The 21458-nt window shown below is 36.6% G+C and carries 23 protein-coding genes, 1 rRNA gene and 2 other annotated features; all 24 genes read left to right on the top strand.

Translation table 11 applies throughout. The annotated features are described in order from the left end of the window. Positions 1-92 (top strand): 5S ribosomal RNA (rrf, locus tag HNQ94_RS18290); the annotation flags it as partial. Positions 93-278: 186 nt separating this feature from the next. Continuing rightward, the gene (locus HNQ94_RS18285; RefSeq protein ID WP_246200069.1) at positions 279-980 is read left to right on the top strand and encodes an MgtC/SapB family protein; all 702 of its coding nucleotides are present in this window, start codon (positions 279-281) and stop codon (positions 978-980) included. A gap of 383 nt (positions 981-1363) precedes the next feature. Continuing rightward, positions 1364-1828, top strand: coding sequence for a CtsR family transcriptional regulator (locus HNQ94_RS18280; RefSeq protein ID WP_174497609.1), 465 nt, complete (start codon positions 1364-1366; stop codon positions 1826-1828). Between the two features lie 14 nt (positions 1829-1842). Continuing rightward, positions 1843-2391 (top strand): protein-arginine kinase activator protein McsA, encoded by a 549-nt coding sequence (gene mcsA, locus HNQ94_RS18275; RefSeq protein ID WP_174497610.1) that lies wholly within the window; start codon positions 1843-1845, stop codon positions 2389-2391. Continuing rightward, the gene (gene mcsB, locus HNQ94_RS18270) at positions 2391-3458 is read left to right on the top strand and encodes a protein-arginine kinase McsB (protein WP_174497611.1); all 1068 of its coding nucleotides are present in this window, start codon (positions 2391-2393) and stop codon (positions 3456-3458) included. The genes mcsA and mcsB overlap by 1 nt, the downstream gene beginning before the upstream one ends. A 12-nt stretch (positions 3459-3470) precedes the next feature. Continuing rightward, complete coding sequence (gene clpC / locus HNQ94_RS18265; protein ID WP_217423895.1) at positions 3471-5894, top strand: ATP-dependent Clp protease ATP-binding subunit; 2424 nt, start codon at positions 3471-3473, stop codon at positions 5892-5894. Positions 5895-6111: 217 nt separating this feature from the next. Beyond that, the gene (radA, locus tag HNQ94_RS18260; protein WP_174497612.1) at positions 6112-7488 is read left to right on the top strand and encodes a DNA repair protein RadA; all 1377 of its coding nucleotides are present in this window, start codon (positions 6112-6114) and stop codon (positions 7486-7488) included. Beyond that, the gene (gene disA, locus HNQ94_RS18255; protein ID WP_174497613.1) at positions 7488-8555 is read left to right on the top strand and encodes a DNA integrity scanning diadenylate cyclase DisA; all 1068 of its coding nucleotides are present in this window, start codon (positions 7488-7490) and stop codon (positions 8553-8555) included. The genes radA and disA overlap by 1 nt, the downstream gene beginning before the upstream one ends. 186 nt (positions 8556-8741) lie before the next feature. Continuing rightward, complete coding sequence (locus tag HNQ94_RS18250; RefSeq protein ID WP_174497614.1) at positions 8742-9836, top strand: PIN/TRAM domain-containing protein; 1095 nt, start codon at positions 8742-8744, stop codon at positions 9834-9836. A 184-nt stretch (positions 9837-10020) separates the two neighbouring features. Continuing rightward, complete coding sequence (locus HNQ94_RS18245) at positions 10021-11202, top strand: bifunctional 2-C-methyl-D-erythritol 4-phosphate cytidylyltransferase/2-C-methyl-D-erythritol 2,4-cyclodiphosphate synthase (RefSeq protein ID WP_174497615.1); 1182 nt, start codon at positions 10021-10023, stop codon at positions 11200-11202. A 39-nt stretch (positions 11203-11241) separates the two neighbouring features. Beyond that, a complete protein-coding gene (gene gltX, locus HNQ94_RS18240; protein ID WP_174497616.1) occupies positions 11242-12708 on the top strand; it encodes a glutamate--tRNA ligase in 1467 nt (488 codons plus the stop codon). Positions 12709-12754: 46 nt separating this feature from the next. Next, positions 12755-12977 (top strand) — a binding site (T-box leader). Positions 12978-13242: 265 nt separating this feature from the next. Next, positions 13243-13896: a serine O-acetyltransferase EpsC gene (epsC, locus tag HNQ94_RS18235; protein ID WP_174497617.1), complete on the top strand. Its 654-nt coding sequence runs from the start codon at positions 13243-13245 to the stop codon at positions 13894-13896. 3 nt (positions 13897-13899) lie between these two features. Continuing rightward, positions 13900-15300 (top strand): cysteine--tRNA ligase, encoded by a 1401-nt coding sequence (gene cysS / locus HNQ94_RS18230; protein ID WP_174497618.1) that lies wholly within the window; start codon positions 13900-13902, stop codon positions 15298-15300. 2 nt (positions 15301-15302) lie between these two features. Then, positions 15303-15707: a Mini-ribonuclease 3 gene (locus HNQ94_RS18225; RefSeq protein ID WP_174497619.1), complete on the top strand. Its 405-nt coding sequence runs from the start codon at positions 15303-15305 to the stop codon at positions 15705-15707. Positions 15708-15711: 4 nt separating this feature from the next. Beyond that, on the top strand, positions 15712-16452 hold the full coding sequence (gene rlmB / locus HNQ94_RS18220) for a 23S rRNA (guanosine(2251)-2'-O)-methyltransferase RlmB (RefSeq protein ID WP_174497620.1): 741 nt from the start codon (positions 15712-15714) through the stop codon (positions 16450-16452). A 3-nt stretch (positions 16453-16455) separates the two neighbouring features. Then, positions 16456-16965 carry an NYN domain-containing protein gene (locus HNQ94_RS18215; RefSeq protein WP_174497621.1) on the top strand — a complete coding sequence of 170 codons (510 nt, stop codon included), beginning with the start codon at positions 16456-16458 and terminating at the stop codon, positions 16963-16965. 77 nt (positions 16966-17042) lie between these two features. Next, positions 17043-17705 (top strand): RNA polymerase sporulation sigma factor SigH, encoded by a 663-nt coding sequence (gene sigH, locus HNQ94_RS18210; protein WP_376697758.1) that lies wholly within the window; start codon positions 17043-17045, stop codon positions 17703-17705. Positions 17706-17779: 74 nt separating this feature from the next. Then, positions 17780-17926, top strand: a complete 147-nt coding sequence (gene rpmG, locus HNQ94_RS18205) for a 50S ribosomal protein L33 (RefSeq protein ID WP_174497623.1) — start codon at positions 17780-17782, stop codon at positions 17924-17926. A 28-nt stretch (positions 17927-17954) separates the two neighbouring features. Beyond that, the gene (secE, locus tag HNQ94_RS18200; RefSeq protein WP_174497624.1) at positions 17955-18134 is read left to right on the top strand and encodes a preprotein translocase subunit SecE; all 180 of its coding nucleotides are present in this window, start codon (positions 17955-17957) and stop codon (positions 18132-18134) included. Positions 18135-18308: 174 nt separating this feature from the next. Continuing rightward, positions 18309-18842, top strand: coding sequence for a transcription termination/antitermination protein NusG (nusG, locus tag HNQ94_RS18195; RefSeq protein ID WP_174497688.1), 534 nt, complete (start codon positions 18309-18311; stop codon positions 18840-18842). A gap of 151 nt (positions 18843-18993) precedes the next feature. Beyond that, complete coding sequence (gene rplK / locus HNQ94_RS18190; RefSeq protein WP_174497625.1) at positions 18994-19419, top strand: 50S ribosomal protein L11; 426 nt, start codon at positions 18994-18996, stop codon at positions 19417-19419. 117 nt (positions 19420-19536) lie between these two features. Further along, positions 19537-20235: a 50S ribosomal protein L1 gene (gene rplA, locus HNQ94_RS18185; protein ID WP_174497626.1), complete on the top strand. Its 699-nt coding sequence runs from the start codon at positions 19537-19539 to the stop codon at positions 20233-20235. A gap of 45 nt (positions 20236-20280) precedes the next feature. After that, positions 20281-20440, top strand: a sequence feature (ribosomal protein L10 leader region). A gap of 51 nt (positions 20441-20491) precedes the next feature. Next, positions 20492-20992: a 50S ribosomal protein L10 gene (gene rplJ / locus HNQ94_RS18180; protein WP_174497627.1), complete on the top strand. Its 501-nt coding sequence runs from the start codon at positions 20492-20494 to the stop codon at positions 20990-20992. 52 nt (positions 20993-21044) lie between these two features. Continuing rightward, positions 21045-21407, top strand: coding sequence for a 50S ribosomal protein L7/L12 (gene rplL, locus HNQ94_RS18175; protein ID WP_174497628.1), 363 nt, complete (start codon positions 21045-21047; stop codon positions 21405-21407). Positions 21408-21458: the final 51 nt, after the last annotated feature.

Below are 21458 nucleotides of genomic sequence, written 5' to 3'. Positions count from 1 at the left end.
ACACCTGTACCCATTCCGAACACAGAAGTTAAGCTCTCCAGCGCCGATGGTAGTTGGGGTTCTTCCCCTGCGAGAGTAGGACGCTGCTGGGCAAAGAGTCAAGGAGAATTATTTCTTCTTGGCTTTTTTGTGTTTTTAAAGCTACGCTTAAATATTTAGATATGAGGAACTAATATTAATGGAATGATTTATTTACATAAAGTTTTAATAATGAATGATATACTTAATAAAATATATATATAGAACAAGCACAGCAAATAGTGAAGAGGGAGGATATTATGGGGCAGTTCACAGATTGGTTTGGGAATCATTTTGATATTATGACATTTAGAATAATATTGGCTGCAGTACTTTGCGGCATTATTGGATTTGAAAGAGAGTTGAAAAATCATTCTGCAGGATTTCGGACACATATATTAGTTGGTGTTGGAGCTTGTTTGATGATGCTTCTATCTATATATGGATTTGATCAATATATAGAGAAATTTGATAATATCCGGTTTGATCCTGCAAGGATACCCTCTTATGTAATTAGTGGTATTGGTTTTCTAGGTGCTGGGACAATTATGGTACATGGAATGACAATTAGAGGTTTGACTACTGCAGCATCTATATGGACAGTGGCAGGATTAGGACTAGTTATTGGTGCCGGGATGTATGGTCCAGCGGTTTTAACAACTGTTGTCGTTTTATCAAGCCTTATCTTTTTAAACCGTGCAGAACAACGCTTTTCAAAAAGTAAAGGGGAAAGGCGTATTCGGTTAATCTTAAAAAAGGAAGCACAATTAGCAGAAGTTTTAAAGGTCTTTGATGATTTTAATCTTATTATTCGAAAAATGGAAATTGAAAATGAAAGCGCAGAAGAAAGATTTTTATTTATTGAGTTAGAAAAAGAAAAAGAGCATGATATTAAACGAAGCGATTTCATAGATGAGTTAACTAAAGTTGACCACATAAAGTATGTTTATGAAAAAAGATAAATGAATCATGAGTTCCCCCTGTCTTATATAAAATAAGGACAAGGGGATTTTTTGTTGCTTCAAATTTCTAGTGGAGATGTATACAACAGTAAATTTGCTGAATTAGGAGTACCTCGGAGATAAGTCTGATAGAGACCTAATCATGTTCACTGCAAGAAGTAGAGTTTTTATTAAATATATACACCTTTTGGATATTTACTTCAAAGAGAAGTTTTGTTGATACAAAAATAGGTAATCCTATAGTAGGTAGTTCATTTGTTTCTAGGCCGTAAATAAAAATCACATGCAAAAAGTTTGCAAGTATACATATTGTGGATATAATAAAAGTATAGTCAAAGATAGTCAAAGTCAAACTTTGCTTTTCATGTTAAGGAGGAGGGAAGATGCGGAATATATCCGACATAATTGAAACGTATTTAAAGAATATTATTAAGTCTAGTCAACAAGATACAATTGAAATCAAAAGAAATGAAGTTGCAGATCGTTTTCAATGTGTTCCTTCACAAATAAATTATGTGATTAATACTAGGTTTACAGTCGAAAAAGGATATATAGTCGAAAGTAAGCGTGGCGGTGGTGGATATATTCGTATCATACGTGTAAAACCTCAGAGTAAGGTAGCCTTGATTGATCATATAATTAACTTAGCTCAACCTAAAATATCACAACAGGCAAGTTTTGATGTAGTGGAACGCCTTCTAGAAGAAGAGATTATAAGTAAAAGAGAAGCGAAAATGATGCTAAGTGTAATGGATAGAAATGTTATATCCATACAATTACCTGCTAGGGATGAATTAAGGTCAAATATTTTAATTGCTATGCTAGACGTACTTAAATATAGACAGTAAGGGGGATGAGTTAAATGGAGTGCCAAGAATGTGAAAAAAGGTCAGCAACACTACATTTCACTCAAGTTATTAATGGGCATAAAACGGAAGTTCACTTATGCGAGTATTGTGCACAGGAAAAAGGTTATATGAATAATGGTGAGCATAACTTTTCCTTGCATAGTTTACTTTCAGGTTTATTTAATTTTGACTCGGCACCCTCATTATCTGGGAGTCAGTCTACCTCCTATAACCCGAAGAATAGTTTACAGTGCGAAAAATGTGAAATGACTTATCATGAATTTACGAAAACCGGAAAATTTGGCTGTGCAAATTGCTACACAACATTCAATGAACATTTACATCCAATTTTTCGCAGGGTTCATAGTGGTAACACAAAACATGATGGGAAGATACCTAAAAGAGCGGGCGACGCCATACATTTAAGAAAAACAATTAATGAGCATAAAGTAAAACTGAAAGAATTAATTCAGAATGAAGAATTTGAAGAGGCGGCAAAGGCAAGGGATCAAATCAGGGAGTTGGAAAAGAAACTAAGGAATGACAGGGATGGTGATTCATAATGTCATTACAAAACTTTATCAATGAAGCAATTAGTCCTTGGTTAAAAGAAGAAGGGGACGATAGTGACATAGTCCTAAGTAGTCGAATTAGGTTAGCTCGAAACTTCATGGATATACCATTTTCTATAGTTGCAGAGGAAGACGATTTACAAAATGTTTTAGATGTGTTCGAGGATAACTTTAAACATCAATCCTTTGGGACCTATCAAGACTTTGAACTTGTTAGGATGGCAGAGTTAGAACCTGTTGAAAAAAGGGTCTTAGTTGAAAAACATCTAATTAGCCCTAATTTGGCAGAAAACAATTCAACAGGGGCAGTTTTAATTTCACAAAATGAGCAAGTTTCGGTAATGATTAATGAGGAAGACCATATCCGTATACAACTTTACTATCCTGGATTTCAGTTAGAAAATGCGTTGGAGCATGCCTCAACGTTTGATGATTGGTTAGAAGAAAAGATTAATTATGCTTTTGATGAAAATAGAGGTTATTTAACGAGTTGTCCTACAAATGTTGGTACAGGAATGAGAGCATCCGTGATGATGCATTTACCAGCTTTAGTTATCACCCAACAAATGAATCGAATTGTACCAGCAATTAACCAACTAGGGTTAGTGGTAAGGGGAATATATGGAGAGGGCAGCGAGGCGCTAGGGAATATATTCCAAATTTCAAACCAAATAACATTAGGTAAGTCTGAAAAGGATATTGTAGAAGATTTAAAAAGTGTCGTACAGCAGCTAATAGAGCAAGAAAGAAATGCGAGAAATCGCATTTTAAATGACTCTGGCATTGAGCTTGAAGATAAAGTTTTTCGTTCTTATGGTGTTTTAGCCCATAGTAGAATAATACAGTCTAAAGAAGCATCTAAATGTTTATCTGATGTCCGATTAGGTATTGATCTTGGATTAATTCAAAATGTATCCAATACAATATTAAATGAATTAATGGTTTTAACACAGCCAGGATTTTTACAACAGTACGCAAAAAAAATACTTAGCCCGGAAGAAAGAGATGTAAGAAGAGCTACATTAATTCGGGAGAGGCTAAATTTAGAAAAAGAGTAGGAGGAAAAGTCTATGATGTTTGGACGTTTTACAGAAAGAGCACAAAAAGTATTAGCACTCGCACAAGAAGAAGCAATGAGACTAGGGCATAATAATATTGGTACAGAACATATCTTACTAGGACTTGTGACAGAAGGGGAAGGTATTGCAGCTAAAGCATTGGTTTCATTAGACGTTGCCTCAGAAAAAATCCAGCAAGAAGTGGAGCAGCTAATTGGTACAGGTGAAAAAACAAGCCAAACGATTCACTATACTCCTCGCGCTAAAAAGGTAATTGAGCTATCCATGGATGAAGCGCGAAAGCTCGGTCATTCTTATGTAGGTACAGAGCATATCCTACTAGGTTTAATACGTGAAGGAGAAGGCGTTGCTGCAAGAGTTTTAAATAACTTAGGGGTAAGTTTAAATAAAGCGAGACAACAAGTGTTGCAACTACTAGGAAGTAATGAGTCCACTACAAGTCCTAGAGGAGGACGCCAATCATCCAATGCAAATACACCAACATTAGACTCCTTGGCTCGAGACTTAACTGCAATTGCTAGAGAGGATAACATAGATCCTGTTATTGGTAGAAGTAAAGAAATTGAAAGAGTAATTCAAGTACTATGTAGACGTACAAAGAATAATCCAGTTCTTGTAGGTGAACCCGGGGTAGGTAAAACAGCAATTGCAGAAGGATTAGCACAGCAAATTGTAAATAATGAAATCCCAGAAATTTTACGTGATAAGCGTGTAATGACTTTAGATATGGGTACGGTTGTAGCTGGTACGAAATATCGTGGTGAATTCGAAGACCGCTTGAAGAAAGTGATGGAAGAAATTCGTCAAGCTGGAAATATCATTTTATTTATTGATGAACTCCATACATTAATCGGAGCTGGTGGTGCAGAAGGGGCAATTGACGCATCCAACATTTTAAAACCATCTTTAGCGCGAGGCGAGCTACAATGTATCGGTGCGACTACGTTAGATGAGTATCGTAAGTATATTGAAAAAGATGCTGCACTAGAGCGTCGTTTCCAACCTATTCAAGTAGACGAACCGACTATGGAGGAATCTGTTCAAATCTTAAAAGGACTTCGTGACCGTTACGAAGCGCACCATCGGGTAACAATTACAGATGAAGCTATTGAACAGGCAGTTAAGCTTTCAGACCGTTATATTACAGATAGATTTTTACCAGATAAAGCTATTGATTTAATTGATGAGGCCGCGTCAAAAGTGCGTTTACGATCATACACGGCTCCACCGAATTTAAAGGAGTTAGAGCAAAATTTAGAAGATGTCCGCAAAGAAAAAGATGCTGCAGTTCAGAGTCAAGAGTTTGAAAAGGCTGCTTCTTTACGAGATAACGAACAGCGCTTACGGGAGCAATTAGAAAAAACGAAAGGCGAATGGAAGGAAAAACAAGGGCAAGAAAGCTCAGAGGTTTCCATTGAGGATATCGCTAGTGTTGTCTCTGTTTGGACTGGAGTGCCGGTGTCTAAGCTTGCGAAGGATGAAACGGAGCGTTTGTTAAATTTAGAAGAAACTTTGCATGATCGAGTAATTGGGCAAGATGAAGCTGTAAAAGCAGTGTCAAAGGCAATTAGGAGGGCACGTGCTGGTCTAAAAGATCCCAAAAGACCAATTGGTTCCTTTATCTTCTTAGGGCCAACAGGAGTAGGTAAAACGGAATTAGCTCGTGCGTTGGCTGCTTCTATGTTTGGTGATGAAGATGCTATGATCCGAATAGATATGTCAGAGTATATGGAGAAACATTCCACTTCTCGTTTAGTAGGGTCTCCTCCAGGATATGTTGGTTATGAAGAAGGTGGACAATTAACAGAAAAAGTCCGTAGAAAGCCTTATTCTGTTGTATTACTTGATGAAGTGGAAAAAGCTCATCCGGAAGTATTTAATATCTTGCTTCAAGTGTTAGAAGATGGTCGATTGACAGATTCTAAAGGTCGTACAGTAGATTTTCGTAATACTGTATTAATAATGACTTCTAATGTTGGTGCTCATGAACTACGTCGCAATAAATATGTTGGATTTAACTTAGGTGATGAACAACAAGACTTTAAATCCATGAAATCAAAAGTAATGGATGAATTGAAAAAGGCATTCCGTCCAGAGTTTCTAAATCGTATAGATGAAATGATTGTGTTCCATTCTTTAGAAAAAGAACATTTACAAAAAATTGTTCTCCTTATGGTTGAACAATTACGTAAACGTCTCATTGAACAAGATATTGACTTTACATTATCAGATAAAGTAATAGAAAAAATTTCTAAAGAAGGTATTGATCTAGAGTACGGAGCAAGGCCTTTACGAAGATCTATTCAAAAGAATATTGAAGACTTCCTCTCTGAAGAGTTGTTAAAAGGGACAATTAAAAAAGGTAAGAAGATCAATATTGATGTAAATGAAGAAGGAAATATTGTCGTTAAATAAGTGGTAAAAGTAATTTTCCAATTATTTAACTGCTTTAAATTTTTCCTGTATCGGAAGGTCTCGGCCTTCCGATTTTTTTCTGTTTTCGCTATCATTAATGTAATAAGTAGAAGAAAAGAGAAACAAAATTTTTGCGGGTTCGTATGTATGGTGAAGTTTTTAAAATTCATCATCCTACTGGCTTTTCTTTATGGGGTTCGTAAAAAGGGAGGATATTATGGCTAAAACTAAAATAAAATATGTATGTCAGGAATGTGGTTACGAATCACCAAAATGGATGGGGAAGTGTCCAGCATGTAATCAATGGAATACAATGGTTGAAGAAAAGGAAATAAAAACAACTCGCCATCGTGGATTGTCTACGGATGTAAACAAAAAAGTCGGAAAACCCGAAAGCATTACGACGATTGAAATGGAAAAAGAAAGTCGTATTACTTCAGATATGAAAGAGTTTAATCGAGTGTTAGGCGGAGGAATTGTGCCAGGCTCTTTGGTTTTAATTGGTGGAGATCCGGGTATTGGAAAATCAACACTATTGTTACAAATTTCCTCACAACTGGCTGAAAAAAACCTAAAGGTCCTGTACATATCAGGTGAAGAATCCGTTAGACAAACAAAACTTAGAGCCGACAGATTAGAAATAAAATCTGAAAATTTATATGTTATGTCAGAAACAAACTTACAGGAACTAGGGAATGCTATAGAAGAAATGTCTCCATCTATTGTAGTAGTTGATTCCATTCAAACCGTCTATCATAGTGAAATTACTTCAGCTCCAGGAAGTGTATCTCAAGTAAGAGAGTCAACAGCAGAATTGATGAGACTTGCAAAAGGTAACGGAATTCCTATATTTATCGTAGGTCATGTGACGAAAGAAGGATCGATTGCAGGACCAAGGTTATTAGAGCATATGGTGGATACAGTTTTATATTTCGAGGGCGAGCGTCACCATAGCTTTCGAATTTTAAGAAGTGTCAAAAATCGTTTTGGTAGTACACACGAAATGGGTATATTTGAAATGAAAGAGGAAGGATTAATAGAAGTAACAAACCCTTCTGAAATTTTTCTAGAAGAACGTTCTTCTGGAGTAGCTGGCTCAACTATTGTAGCTTCGATGGAAGGTACGAGACCAGTATTGGTAGAAATTCAATCTTTAATTTCTCCTTCAAGTTTTGGTAATCCGAGAAGAATGGCAACAGGGTTGGACCATAACAGAGTGCCACTATTAATGGCTGTGCTTGAAAAAAGAGCAGGACTCTTACTCCAAAACCAAGATGCTTATGTTAAAGTTGCGGGTGGTGTGAAGTTAGATGAACCGGCAATCGATTTGGCTGTAGCTGTTAGTATCGCGTCTAGTTTTCGGGATCAAGCACCAAAACCAGATGATGTTTTAATCGGTGAGGTTGGACTGACAGGAGAAGTAAGAAGAGTTTCTCGTATTGAACAGCGTGTTCAAGAAGCGGCAAAACTTGGATTTAAAAGAGCGATTGTTCCAACAAAAAATTTAACTGGTTGGTCTGCGCCTTCTTCAATTGAAGTAATAGGAGTTCAATCTGTTCAGGAGGCATTAAAAGTTTCTTTAGGAGGTTCTTGATGGAAAGTAAGAATGATTCAGTCATCCGAGATATCTTGAAATTCGTAGCTCCTGGGACACCATTAAGAGAAGGTATAGATAATGTATTACGAGCAAAAACAGGTGGTTTAATTGTTGTAGGGTATAACGAAAAAATGCAAGGACTTGTAGACGGAGGGTTTGCAATTGGTGCTCCATTTTCCCCAGCTTATTTGTACGAACTTGCAAAAATGGACGGTTCTATCATTTTGAGTGAAAATGGTACTGAAATTAAATTTGCAAATGCCCAATTAATGCCAGACTCTCGAATTGATTCCTTTGAAACAGGTATGAGACATCGCACAGCAGAACGTGTAGCAAAGCAAACGGGTCATCTTGTTATCGCCATATCACAACGTCGAAATGTTATTACTCTTTATAAAGGTTCGATTCGTTATGCGTTAAAAGAGATGGGCGTTATTCTAACGAAAGCTAACCAAGCTATACAAACGTTAGAAAAATATAAGAATGAACTAGATCAGGGGTTAACGAATTTAGGTGCGTTAGAATTTGAGCAGCTTGTAACTTTTACAGAAATCGTGCAAGTCATGCACCGAGTAGAAATGGTATTAAGAATTAAAAATGAAATATTAGCATATGTGAATGAGTTAGGTACAGAAGGACGCTTAATCCAACTACAATTAACGGAATTAATTTCAAACATAGAGGAAGAGGGCGGACTACTAATAAAAGATTATTGTCAGGATGATGTTGTGAATGCAACTATCATTTTAAATAAAATGCAAGAAACTTCCGGCACGGAATTAATTGATGATACATCAATCATAAAGCTTCTTGGATATCATCCAACAACTAGTGTAGAAGAGGGAGTTACACCAAGAGGATATCGTATTTTGCAAAAAATCCCTAGACTTCCTAGCTCGATAATAAAGTCATTAATTGATCATTTTGGCTCACTTAATGCAATTGTAAAAGCATCCCTTAATGATTTAGTGAAAGTCGATGGAATTGGGGAAGTTCGTGCAAATAAAATAAAAGAAGGATTAAATCGTATACAAGAACAGTTGTTTGTCGATAGACATATTTGATTTGTAATAAAATTGACACATTGTAATTTCAGTGTTAAAATTATCTGTTTTATTATTTTGACTAAGTTTTTTTGCCGTGCTATAATTGATAACTACCATATATTTGTATTTTTTAAATTATATAAATATTTTTTACTTATGATAGGTGTAATTTTTGGTAATACTAGCTGACAGGAGGTGACCGTTATGCTGAAAAAGATTATTCAGCTATTTATATTAATAGCGGGCGGTACAATAGGATATCTATACGTACCTGACATGTTGAAGTTAATTGGCTTAGAGAGCCCAAGCTGGTTTGTTTCTCCATATGTCGGAGTGGTATTAGGTGCTATTATATTATTCTTATCTACATTCTGGTTTGTGGACTATATTGTTGATTTTTTAAGATGGGTAGAAGAAACATTAGTGAAGGCTCCAGTGGCTGATTTACTGTTTGGTAGTATTGGGCTAACCATTGGCCTTATTATTGCATTTTTAATAAATATTCCATTACAGGATATTCAAATTCAACTTGTGTCACAGGTAATCCCGATATTTCTAACCGTTATTTTAGGTTATTTAGGTTTCCAGGTTGGTTTTAAAAGAAGAAATGAATTTGTTAGTTTACTTGCTACTTCAAGAAAAGATAAACGTAAACAAAATGAAGACGACAATACGGAAGATTATGCAGATATAAAACCTAAGATTTTAGATACTAGTGTTATTATTGATGGTCGAATTGCTGATATTTGTCAAACTAAATTTTTAGAAGGAACCGTGATCATACCACAGTTTGTTTTAGAAGAATTGCAACACATTGCCGATTCGTCAGATGTATTGAAAAGAAATAGAGGTAGACGTGGTTTAGATGTCTTAAATCGTATGCAGAAGGAAATTGCAGTTGGAGTTCAGATTTATGAAGGGGATTTTGAAGAAGTTCACGAGGTTGATAGTAAACTTGTTAAACTCGCCAAGAAATTATCTGGTATTTTAGTAACGAATGATTTTAACTTAAATAAAGTTTGTGAATTTCAAAATGTAGAAGTGTTAAATATTAATGATTTAGCAAATGCGGTAAAACCTGTAGTCCTTCCAGGTGAGGAATTAAACGTTCACGTTATTAAAGATGGAAAAGAAGATAAGCAAGGAGTTGCTTATTTAGATGACGGAACAATGATTGTTGTGGAAGAAGGTAGAGACTACATTGGTAAAACCATTGAAGTTCTTGTAACGAGTGTGCTGCAAACTTCAGCAGGGCGAATGATTTTTGCTAAACCAAAGCTACTTGAAAAGGCATTATAAATTAAATTCATTGATTCCCTTAGCTTGATACAAGGGAAGGCATAAAAAAGAACGAAGAAAAGGTACAACAAAAGTGATAACATATTGTTATCGCTTTTGTTGTTTTTTGTCCTGAGAAAGTATAGAATTTTTATTTGAATAGTAAAAGCTAAAAAGACAGCTTTCATAAGGCGGTTTAAAAATAATGGATACATACCAAGTAATTGTTTTAGCTGCTGGGCAAGGTAAACGAATGAATGTAGGTAAAAACAAGCAATTTTTACACCTTGCAGGGCAGCCATTAATTATACATACATTGCAAACATTTGAAGATGACCCTCGTTGCACATCTGTTCTTTTAGTTGTTAATCCAGCGGAAAGAAAAGATATGGAAAAGCTTGTACAATTGTATGAAATAAAGAAGATAAAAAAATTAATAGATGGCGGTAGTGAACGACAAGAGAGTGTTTACAATGGATTGCTTTCCTGTGATCCAAAAGAGTATGTTCTTATTCATGACGGAGCAAGGCCCTTTGTCAATCGCGTAGCCATACATAAGTTAGTTGATCAAGTGAAGAAAACTGGAGCAGCTTTACTTGCTGTTGCCGTTTCAGATACGATTAAATCACAAAAAGAAGGTGTTTTAAAAACTTTGGACAGGAAGTATTTATGGGCTGCTCAAACCCCACAAGGCTTCCGATATTCTATTATTATGGATGCTCATGAAAAGGCCAAACAGAGGGGATACAACGGTACCGATGATGCTTCTTTGGTCGAAGAGTACGGCTACCCTTTGGATATAGTAGAAGGTAGTTATGACAATTTTAAATTAACTACGCAAGAGGATGTCAAAAGGGCAGAAATATTGTTAGCGCAAAAGAATCATAGAGAGGTGGAAAATACCTTGATGAGAATTGGTACAGGCTATGATGTACACCAATTGGTTGAAGGACGTCCTTGTATAATTGGTGGCGTAAATATTCCTTATGAAAAGGGCTTGCTTGGACATTCGGATGCAGATGTTTTACTTCATACAGTAGCTGATGCCTGTCTAGGTGCTATAGGTGAAGGAGATATAGGTAAACACTTTCCTGATACAGATCCAACCTTTAAAGATGCAGATTCAAAAAAACTATTACAGCAAGTTTGGCAATTGGTAAAAGGGAAAGGCTATATGCTAGGGAATATTGATTGTACCATTATTGCCCAAGCTCCAAAAATGGCCCCATATATTAGCCAAATGAGGGAAAATATTGCTAAACTGTTAGAGTCGGATGTTACACAAGTAAATGTAAAAGCAACAACGACTGAAAAATTAGGGTTTACTGGACGAAAAGAAGGGATAGCAGCTCAAGTAGTTGTGTTGCTACAAAAATCACTAGATTAAACAAATACATTACATATGGAAAATAGAAAGGGGATATATATGTCTAATACTATTCGCGTAAGATATGCACCGAGTCCAACAGGTCATTTACATATTGGGAATGCTCGTACAGCATTATTTAATTATTTGTTTGCTCGGAATACAGGTGGAAAATTTGTTATTCGAATTGAGGATACGGATCAAAAAAGAAATGTTGAAGGTGGAGAGCTTAGCCAATTAAAGTATTTAAAGTGGTTAGGTATTGATTGGGATGAAAGCATTGATGTGGGTGGGGGATTTGGCCCTTACCGTCAAATGGAAAGATTAGATATTTATAAAAAATACGCAGAAGAGCTATTAGAAAAAGGTCTTGCTTATAAATGTTATATGACAGAGGATGAGTTAGAGCAAGAAAGAGAAGAGCAAAAAGCTAAAGGGGAATTGCCTCGTTATTCTGGGGCGCACCGTGACCTTTCAGAAGAGCAAATAAAGCAATTTGAATCAGAGGGTAGAAAACCAAGTCTTCGTTTTCGTGTCCCATCTAATGAGACATACTCTTTTCAAGACATCGTAAAAGGTAAGGTGAATTTTGAATCATCGGATTTTGGGGACTGGGTAATTGTTAAAAAAGATGGTACCCCTACCTATAATTTTGCCGTTGCTGTTGACGATCATTTTATGGAAATTACACATGTGTTACGTGGAGAAGATCATATTTCAAATACACCTAAACAAATGATGATTTATCGAGCATTTGGTTGGGAAATCCCTACATTCTGTCATATGACTTTAATCGTTAACGAAGAGCGCAAAAAATTGAGTAAGCGTGACGAAAGCATTGTTCAATTTATTGAGCAGTATGCTGATTTAGGATACTTGCCAGAGGCGTTGTTTAACTTTATTGGCTTGCTTGGTTGGTCGCCTGTAGGGGAAGAAGAAATATTCTCAAAAGAACAGTTTATTGAAATATTTGACCCCAATCGTCTATCTACATCTCCTGCTGTGTTTGACCCGAATAAATTGAAATGGGTAAATAACCAGTATATTAAAGCAGCTGATTTGGATACAGTTATTCATCTCGCTTTACCGCATCTGGTTAAGGCTGGTAAACTACCTGAAAATATGACAGGGGACCAAAAGGAATGGGCCGAGAACCTGATCGCTTTATACAAAGAACAAATGAGTTATGGGGCAGAAATTGTAGAATTAACAGAGCTTTTCTTTAAGCAAGAAATCGAGTATGATGAAGAGAGTATGGAAGTACTAAAAGAGGAACAAGTCCCTGCGGTGATGGAAGCATTTCTCGCTAAGCTAGATGAGCTTGAAGCATTTGAACCAGATCAAATTAAAGCTTCTATAAAAGCGACTCAAAAAGAAACAGGGGCAAAAGGTAAAAAACTATTTATGCCAATCAGGGTTGCTACTACAGGGCAAACCCATGGGCCAGAACTTCCTAACGCTATTTATTTATTAGGAAAAGAGACAGTAAAAGTTAGATTACAAAGTGTTTTAAATCAAATTAATTAACACACAACTTTTTTAGGTTATAATATAGTATAAGTAGCAGTTGAATAAAAGAACGTTAATGAGGAGAAGTAAGAAGCGGCTTTTCTTATACAGAGAGAATCATCACCGGCTGAAAGTGATTCTAAGGACGCCTTCTGAAATGCACCTCGGAGTCCCTTATTGAAGTTAGTAAATAAGGGCGGTTATCCCCGTTATAGGATCAAAGTTGAGGAAGTTTTTCATTTTATTCTTCCTAAACAGAGTGGAACCGCGTACATAACGTCTCTGTATTTTAAATACAGGGGCGTTTTTTTATTGCTTAGGAAATTATAAAATTTCGGACTTGTGGATAAGTTAGCTGCACTGGGAAGCCGCGTCTAGCTCCAGCACCTACCCCATCGGGACATAAGTCAATCCCTTCTGTGGCAAAAACGCCACGGCAGGTCTTGTCTTATGCCTGTCTTAGGCTGAGCAAGGCGCTTGCGCTTTTGTTCTTTTTAAAAATCAGATTGTTGTTATGTTGAAAAGAACCAGAATCAAAAAGGAGGATCAGGTATGGGCGGATTTTTTAAGATGTTAAAAGAAGATGTAAATGTTGTTTTTGATCAAGACCCAGCAGCTCGTAATAAGTTTGAAGTAGTATTAACTTACTCCGGGCTACATGCTATATGGGCACATCGGGTAGCCCATGCTTGTTACAATAAGAGGCTATTTTTTATAGCAAGAGTGATTTCGCAAATTAGTCGATTTTTTACAGGAATTGAAATACACCCTGGAGCAAAAATAGGCCGTCGTTTTTTTATCGACCATGGAATGGGTGTCGTGATTGGGGAAACATGTGAAATTGGTGATAATGTTACCTTATTCCAAGGAGTGACGCTTGGTGGAACGGGTAAGGAAAAAGGGAAAAGGCACCCAACTGTTAAAAATAATGCCTTAATTGCAACAGGTGCTAAGGTTTTAGGTTCTATTACTATTGGTGAAAATTCAAAAGTTGGAGCGGGTTCTGTTGTGCTTCACGACATTCCGGATAATTCTACAGTCGTTGGTATTCCTGGAAAAGTCGTCATTCAAGACGGGAAGAAAGTAAGAAAAGATTTAGATCATCATAATTTGCCAGATCCGATATCAGATAAATTAACGTCGATGGAAGCAGAAATAGATGAGCTTAAGAAGGAACTGAAAAAATTAAAAGAAGGAGTGAAATAAATTATGTCCATCAAAGTATATAATACGCTCACACGGCAAAAGGAAAATTTTAAACCAATAGAAACAGGTCTTGTTAAGATGTATGTTTGCGGACCTACTGTATACAATTATATTCACATAGGTAATGCTAGACCTGCCATTGTATTTGATACTGTTCGACGTTACTTTGAATATCAAGGCTATGAAGTGAATTATATTCTTAATTTTACCGATGTTGATGATAAGCTAATTAAAGCAGCCAATGAACTTGGTGAAGAAGTTCCTGAGGTAGCAGATCGTTTTATTAAAGCTTATAAAGACGATGTTCAATCATTAGGCGTAAAAGAAGCAAATCATCACCCAAGGGTAACAGAAACAATGAATGATATTATTGCGTTTATAGAGGGACTTGTTGATAAAGGCTATGCGTATGAAGCGGGTGGCGATGTTTATTTTAAAACAAGATCATTCGATGAATACGGTAAGTTATCCCATCAATCAGTTGATGAGCTTAGATCTGGAGCGAGAATTGAAATTGGGGAAAAGAAACAGGACCCGCTTGATTTTACGCTGTGGAAGCAAGCAAAACCAAACGAAATTTCTTGGGAAAGTCCATGGGGTGAAGGGCGTCCAGGCTGGCATATTGAATGCTCAGCCATGGCAAAAAAGTATTTAGGGGATACAATTGATATCCATGCTGGTGGGCAAGATCTAGCTTTTCCGCATCATGAGAATGAAATAGCTCAATCAGAATCTTATAATGGGCAGCGATTTGCAAATTATTGGATGCACAACGGATATATTAATATTGAGAATGAAAAAATGTCTAAATCACTAGGTAATTTTGTGCTCGTAAATGACATTATAAAAGAACATGACCCAAATGTTGTTCGTTTCTTTATGTTAAGTGTTCATTATAGAAATCCAATTAACTTTAGCGAAACCTTACTAGAAAGTGCAAAAAATGGTTTAGAGCGAATTAAAACGACCTATAGTAATTTAGAACACCGTAAAGATGCGAGTTCAAACCTTGCTCAAAATGGTGAAGAATGGATTAATAAAATAGAGCAATTGAGAAACAGATTTGTAGAGGAAATGAACGATGATTTTAATACTGCAAATGCTATTTCTGTTCTTTTTGATTTATCGAAAGAAGGCAATTTATATTTAAATGAAAGTCAAACATCTGAAGACGTCATAAAGAAGTTTTTGCACACTTTTGATGATTTGATAGGCGTCTTAGGAATTAAAGTAAAAGATGGGGAACAACTGTTAGATGAACATGTTGAACAGTTAATTGAAAAAAGAATAGAAGCTAGAAAAAATAAAGATTTTGCTTTAGCTGATCAAATAAGGGATGAGCTAAAGGAAAAAAATATTATTCTAGAAGACACACCACAAGGTACTAGGTGGAAAAGAGGATAGGCATGTCTGACAAAAAATTAGACGTTAAACAAATGAAGAGTTTAACGCTCGCCTATATGGGTGATGTTATATATGACAAGTATGTTAGAGAGTATTTAATCCGTTCTGGGCAAGTGCACCCGCAGCAACTACACCGCTCAGCGGTTAGGTTTGTTGCTGCAACTTCCCAGGCGGAAGTGTTGAGGGTTTGGACAGAACAAAATATGTTGAGTAGTGAAGAAGAGGGAGTAGTTAGACGAGGGCGTAATGCTAAGTCTAATTCTGTCCCTAAAAACACGAGCGTGATTATTTATAAACATAGTACCGCCTTTGAGGCTTTACTAGGTTTCCATTACTTAAATCATCATATTTCTAGGTTAGAGGAACTAATAAACTCTGCCATTCAAATTACAGAAGAAAGGGGTTAAAGTTATGCAGGAAGAATGGATTGTTGGAAAAAACCCTGTTATAGAAGCGTTGAAATCTGGTCGAACGATAAACAAAGTTTTTTTGTTAGAGCATATGAAACCCCAAGCAGCTTATCAAATTATCCAATTGTGTAAACAGAGTGGAGTCATTGTCCAGCAAGTTCCGAAAAAGAAACTCGAGCAAATTGGACAAAACCATCAAGGAGTTGCAGCATCTGTAGCTGCTTACGATTATGCTGAACTTGAGGATTTGTTTAAGAAGGCAGAACAACAAAAAGAAGACCCGTTCTTTATTATTTTAGATGAATTAGAGGACCCGCACAATTTAGGCTCCATATTAAGAACTGCAGATGCGGTTGGGGCACATGGTGTTATCATTCCGAAAAGACGCTCGGTTCAATTGACCCAGTCTGTTGTAAAAGCATCGACAGGAGCGGTGGAGTATGTACCTGTAGCTCGTGTAACGAATATAGCAAGAACAATTGATGAACTAAAGGAAAAAAATGTATGGGTTGTAGGAACAGATGCAAAGGGAGAAGAGGATTACCGGCAGTTAAAGGGAGATATGCCTTTAGCTTTAGTGATTGGGAGCGAAGGGAAAGGATTAAGTAGGCTAGTAAGAGATAAATGTGATTGGCTTATCCGTTTACCTATGAAAGGAAAAGTTACGTCACTTAATGCGTCTGTAGCAGCTAGTCTTTTACTTTATGAAGTATACCGTAAACGTTATCCTCTAGGTGAATAACTAATGGTAGTGTTAATCGTTGATGGTTACAATGTCATTGGTGCTTGGCCAGAATTATCACAACTTCGGGATCAAGATCTTTCTCAAGCTAGGGATCTTTTGGTTGAAAGGTTAGCAGAATATCAAGCTTATACAGGGTATCGTGTCATGGTCGTATTTGATGCATACGAAGTGCGAGGATTGGAAAAAAAAGTGACCAGTAGGCGAATTGAAATTATTTATACGAGAGAAAATGAAACTGCAGATGAATGTATCGAAAAATTAGTTAAACAGGTTAAAAATGTCAAAACACAAGTTTATGTGGCGACATCTGACTATACAGAGCAACGGACAATCTTTGCACAAGGGGCGCTGAGAAAATCTTCAAGAGAGTTAATGATCGAAATGAATAATATTGAAAAAGAAATTAAGGAAGATGTGAAATCCCACAGCACCCTACAATCTCGCTCCAAAATACCGTTAAATCAAGACGTCTTAGAAGTGTTTGAAAAGTGGAGAAGAGGAGAAAAGTGAATTGACGTCATATTGACGCAATTTTGACAATTCCTGTATAATGTTTTTATACAAACGGCACATCATAATCTGGGGGAATCTGTGTGAGCAGCGGAAACGATGAAAACAAGAGGCAATCTTTCGACTTAGATCTACATGCAGATGAAAAAGTCGTTGAAATGGTACATAATGGCAACAGTCAGGCGCTAGATTATTTAATAAATAAATATAAAAATTTTGTGCGTGCAAAAGCTAGAACTTACTTTTTAATAGGAGCGGATCGTGAAGATATCGTCCAAGAGGGGATGATTGGCTTATATAAAGCTATCCGTGACTATCAAGAGGACAAGCTATCTTCTTTTAAAGCTTTTGCTGAACTGTGTGTCACAAGACAAATTATTACCGCTATTAAAACTGCCACAAGACAAAAACATATCCCTCTAAATTCATATGTTTCCTTGGACAAGCCTATTTTTGATGAGGAATCAGACCGAACTTTACTAGATGTGCTTGCCGGCTCGAAAACGATGGACCCAGAAGAATTAATTATTAGTCGCGAACGGTATGGCGATATGGAATATAAAATGAGAGAGATTTTAAGTGATTTGGAAAGAAAAGTATTGAATCTCTATTTAGATGGACAATCTTATCAAGAAATCTCTGAAGAATTAAATAGACACGTAAAATCTATTGATAATGCACTGCAAAGAGTGAAAAGAAAACTAGAACGTTATTTAGAAGTTAGCGAACTCTCGCAATAAGTTGCGTTGACAGTAGGTACTCCTCATGCTAAATTAATAGGAGTGATAAAAACCCTTGCACTAGGGGTGAAGGAATGCGTAAAAAAATAGTACTAGCATGTGTGGAATGTCAAAGTCGAAATTACTCTACTTTAAAAAATACATCTGACTTAAATCGTTTAGAAATGAAAAAATATTGTAAACGATGCGGAGAACACACAATTCATCGAGAAACAAAATAAGATTATGATGTAGGTTGGGGGTTCTAACATGAATATCATGAAGTTCTTTAAGGACGTCGTACGCGAAATGAAAAAGGTAAGTTGGCCGAAAGGTAAGGAACTTTTCCGTTACACAGTTACAGTTGTGTCAACGGTAGCGTTTGTAGCAGTGTTCTTTGCGGTGGTAGACTTAGGTATTTCGCAATTCCTTGAACTATTTTTTGAATAAACATATGAAATTTATGTTATAATGTAAAATATAGTATGTTTGGTAAAAAAACCCGTTATGCGGGTTTTTTCATATTGTCTCGTTTTTTGCTGCTTTATATGCAGAATGAGCTAGGTGAATGATCGTTTTAATTTTTAAATAAGGGAGGGAAGGGCAAGCCATTTGTCCTATTCTATGGAAAAACATTGGTATGTTGTTCATACTTACTCCGGGTATGAAAATAAAGTAAAAGCTAATCTTGAAAAACGTCTCGAATCAATGGGGATGACTGATAAAATATTTCGTGTTATTGTCCCTGAAGAGGAAGAGACAGAAATTAAAAATGGTAAGAAGAAAACGTCAAAGAAAAAGTTCTTTCCAGGTTATGTCCTAGCTGAAATGGTCATGACAGACGATTCGTGGTATGTAGTTCGTAATACTCCAGGAGTAACTGGTTTCGTTGGATCAACTGGTTCTGGTTCAAAGCCAACCCCTCTCTTACCGGAAGAAGTAGAAACCATTTTGAAACGTCTAGGAATGGAAGAAACTGTAACAGATATTGATATTGAAATGAAGGAAAACGTTCGAGTAACAGAAGGACCGTTTGCGAACTTTACTGGTACTGTTGAGCATATTGATATAGATAAGCAAAAACTTAAAGTTCATGTGAATATGTTTGGACGGGAAACACCTATAGAATTAGACTTCTCACAAATAGAAAAGATATAAGTTTTACAAATTACACTTGCATTCAATTTGTAAAAATGCTAAAATTCTTATGTTCTTTATGCCTCGAGTATAAATGGATTTACATTAGATAGGAATGAGTGGGAGGGGGAAACCCCATTTACCACATCACGGACTTAAGGAGGTGTGTCTCGTGGCTAAAAAAGTAATTAAAGTAGTAAAATTGCAAATCCCTGCAGGTAAAGCAAACCCAGCGCCACCGGTAGGACCTGCATTAGGTCAAGCTGGTATTAATATCATGGGCTTCTGTAAGGAATTTAATGCACGTACAGCAGAACAAGCTGGTTTGATTATTCCGGTAGAAATTACGGTTTTTGAAGACCGTTCATTTACATTTATTACGAAAACCCCGCCTGCTGCAGTTCTTCTTAAGAAAGCAGCTGGTATTGAATCTGGATCAGGTGAACCGAACCGCAATAAAGTCGCAACTGTAAAGCGTGATAAAGTACGCGAAATTGCTGAAACAAAAATGCCTGATTTAAATGCTGCTGACGTGGAAGCTGCTATGCGTATGGTTGAAGGTACAGCGCGTAGTATGGGTATTGTTATCGAAGACTAATCCCACAACGGCTTTCAAGGATGCTAAAAAGGTTGCGGGGGTATAATAATAACCCTTACGCAACCTTTTATAGTGGGAGGTAAAACCGTTAAAACCACATTTTGAGGAGGAAAAGGTATGGCTAAAAAAGGTAAAAAGTATGTAGAAGCTTTAAATCTTGTTGACCGTACAAAGTCTTACGAGATTTCAGAAGCGATTGAGCTTGTTAAGAAAACAGCAACAGCGAAGTTTGATGAATCAGTAGAAGCGGCATTCCGTTTAGGAGTTGACCCTAAGAAAGCTGATCAACAAATTCGTGGTGCGATGGTACTACCAAATGGTACTGGTAAAACACAAAAGGTTTTAGTGTTTGCTAAAGGTGAAAAAGCGAAAGAAGCAGAAGCTGCTGGCGCTGATTATGTAGGAGATGCTGATTACATTAGCAAAATCAACCAAGGTTGGTTTGAATTTGATGTAGTTGTAGCTACTCCAGACATGATGGCTGAAGTTGGTAAGCTTGGACGTGTTTTAGGACCAAAAGGCTTAATGCCAAATCCTAAAACAGGAACAGTTACTTTCGAGGTGGAAAAAGCAGTTAACGAAATTAAAGCTGGTAAAGTTGAATACCGTGTTGATAAATCCGGTAACATCCATGTTCCAGTTGGAAAAGTATCTTTTGAAGATGCTAAGCTACAAGAAAACTTCGTAGCTTTAGTAGAGCAATTGCTAAAAGTTAAGCCTCAATCTTCAAAAGGAACTTATATGCGTAATGTTACAATTGCTTCTACTATGGGTCCTGGTATCCGTGTAGATGTATCTGGATTAGTTCGTAAATAGTATTTGACTTTTAATATAAAGTCCAATATAATATTTTACGTTGCTTAATTAAATATAAAATTACCGTAGACAGTAGGTGCGAGTGATCGCTTAATTTCCTGCCGAGGTGTATTGAATCTATATATTACGTACATGAATAGTGTATGTTTGTGGATATAAATACAATGCCTCCATGGTCTACATGGAGGCATTTTTATTTGTCTCTTATGACACAATGCGCATAAAACGGTATGAAATAGTTACAGGAGGTGGAAGGATGAGCAAAATAGTTGAACAGAAAAAACAAATCGTTACAGAAATTGCTGACAAGTTTAAAGAAAGCAAATCGACAATTTTTGTTGACTATCGTGGGCTAGATGTTGCGGAAGTAACAGAACTACGTCAAAAACTACGTGAAGCTGATGTTGAATTCAAAGTATATAAAAATACAATGACACGTCGTGCATCTGCAGAAGTAGGATTTGAAGGTCTGGAAGAAGTTTTAGTTGGTCCTACAGCTATTGCTTTTAGTACAGAAGATGTAGTTGCTCCAGCGAAAGTGTTAAATACTTTTGCGAAAGACCATAAAGATCTGGAAATCAAGGGTGGAATTATTGAAGGTAATATTGCAACTCTTGATCAAATTAAGGAACTTGCAGATCTTCCATCATACGAAGGTCTACTATCTATGCTACTCAGCGTGCTACAAGCACCTGTACGCAATTTCGCTTATGCAACAAAGGCTATTGCGGACCAAAAAGAAGAAGCGGGCGCTTAATTGCCTGACATACGTGATATAAAAAAACAAAAATTCTAAGGAGGAACAAAAAATGACAAAAGAACAAATTATTGATGCGATTAAAGAAATGACAGTTCTTGAATTAAACGATCTTGTAAAAGCTATCGAAGAGGAATTTGGTGTAACTGCTGCTGCTCCAGTTGCTGTTGCTGGTGCTGCTGGTGGAGAAGCTGCTGAAGAGCAAACTGAATTTGATGTTGTTCTTGAAAGTGCAGGAGCTTCAAAAATTAAAGTTGTTAAAGCAGTTCGTGAAATCACAGGTCTTGGTTTGAAAGATGCTAAGGATCTTGTAGATAACGCTCCTAAAGCTGTTAAAGAAGGAATCGCTAAAGAAGAAGCAGAAGAAATTAAAGCTAAACTTGAAGAAGCGGGTGCTTCTGTAGAAGTTAAGTAATTCTAGATATAAAGATAGCAAAGCTCGCTGTATAGGCGGGCTTTTGCTGTT

It is taken from the genome of Salirhabdus euzebyi, from assembly GCF_014207435.1.
GTDB lineage: Bacteria > Bacillota > Bacilli > Bacillales > Alkalibacillaceae > Salirhabdus > Salirhabdus euzebyi.
The sequence above is the reverse complement of the archived record's forward strand: the minus strand, read 5'-3'. Positions and strand labels throughout refer to the sequence as shown.

Coding starts and splice junctions, on each gene's coding strand:
- HNQ94_RS18285 (WP_246200069.1), top strand. CDS start 279: ATGGGGCAGTTCACAGATTGGTTTGGGAATCATTTTGATATTATGACA.
- HNQ94_RS18280 (WP_174497609.1), top strand. CDS start 1,364: ATGCGGAATATATCCGACATAATTGAAACGTATTTAAAGAATATTATT.
- mcsA (WP_174497610.1), top strand. CDS start 1,843: ATGGAGTGCCAAGAATGTGAAAAAAGGTCAGCAACACTACATTTCACT.
- mcsB (WP_174497611.1), top strand. CDS start 2,391: ATGTCATTACAAAACTTTATCAATGAAGCAATTAGTCCTTGGTTAAAA.
- clpC (WP_217423895.1), top strand. CDS start 3,471: ATGATGTTTGGACGTTTTACAGAAAGAGCACAAAAAGTATTAGCACTC.
- radA (WP_174497612.1), top strand. CDS start 6,112: ATGGCTAAAACTAAAATAAAATATGTATGTCAGGAATGTGGTTACGAA.
- disA (WP_174497613.1), top strand. CDS start 7,488: ATGGAAAGTAAGAATGATTCAGTCATCCGAGATATCTTGAAATTCGTA.
- HNQ94_RS18250 (WP_174497614.1), top strand. CDS start 8,742: ATGCTGAAAAAGATTATTCAGCTATTTATATTAATAGCGGGCGGTACA.
- HNQ94_RS18245 (WP_174497615.1), top strand. CDS start 10,021: ATGGATACATACCAAGTAATTGTTTTAGCTGCTGGGCAAGGTAAACGA.
- gltX (WP_174497616.1), top strand. CDS start 11,242: ATGTCTAATACTATTCGCGTAAGATATGCACCGAGTCCAACAGGTCAT.
- epsC (WP_174497617.1), top strand. CDS start 13,243: ATGGGCGGATTTTTTAAGATGTTAAAAGAAGATGTAAATGTTGTTTTT.
- cysS (WP_174497618.1), top strand. CDS start 13,900: ATGTCCATCAAAGTATATAATACGCTCACACGGCAAAAGGAAAATTTT.
- HNQ94_RS18225 (WP_174497619.1), top strand. CDS start 15,303: ATGTCTGACAAAAAATTAGACGTTAAACAAATGAAGAGTTTAACGCTC.
- rlmB (WP_174497620.1), top strand. CDS start 15,712: ATGCAGGAAGAATGGATTGTTGGAAAAAACCCTGTTATAGAAGCGTTG.
- HNQ94_RS18215 (WP_174497621.1), top strand. CDS start 16,456: ATGGTAGTGTTAATCGTTGATGGTTACAATGTCATTGGTGCTTGGCCA.
- rpmG (WP_174497623.1), top strand. CDS start 17,780: ATGCGTAAAAAAATAGTACTAGCATGTGTGGAATGTCAAAGTCGAAAT.
- secE (WP_174497624.1), top strand. CDS start 17,955: ATGAATATCATGAAGTTCTTTAAGGACGTCGTACGCGAAATGAAAAAG.
- nusG (WP_174497688.1), top strand. CDS start 18,309: ATGGAAAAACATTGGTATGTTGTTCATACTTACTCCGGGTATGAAAAT.
- rplA (WP_174497626.1), top strand. CDS start 19,537: ATGGCTAAAAAAGGTAAAAAGTATGTAGAAGCTTTAAATCTTGTTGAC.
- rplJ (WP_174497627.1), top strand. CDS start 20,492: ATGAGCAAAATAGTTGAACAGAAAAAACAAATCGTTACAGAAATTGCT.
- rplL (WP_174497628.1), top strand. CDS start 21,045: ATGACAAAAGAACAAATTATTGATGCGATTAAAGAAATGACAGTTCTT.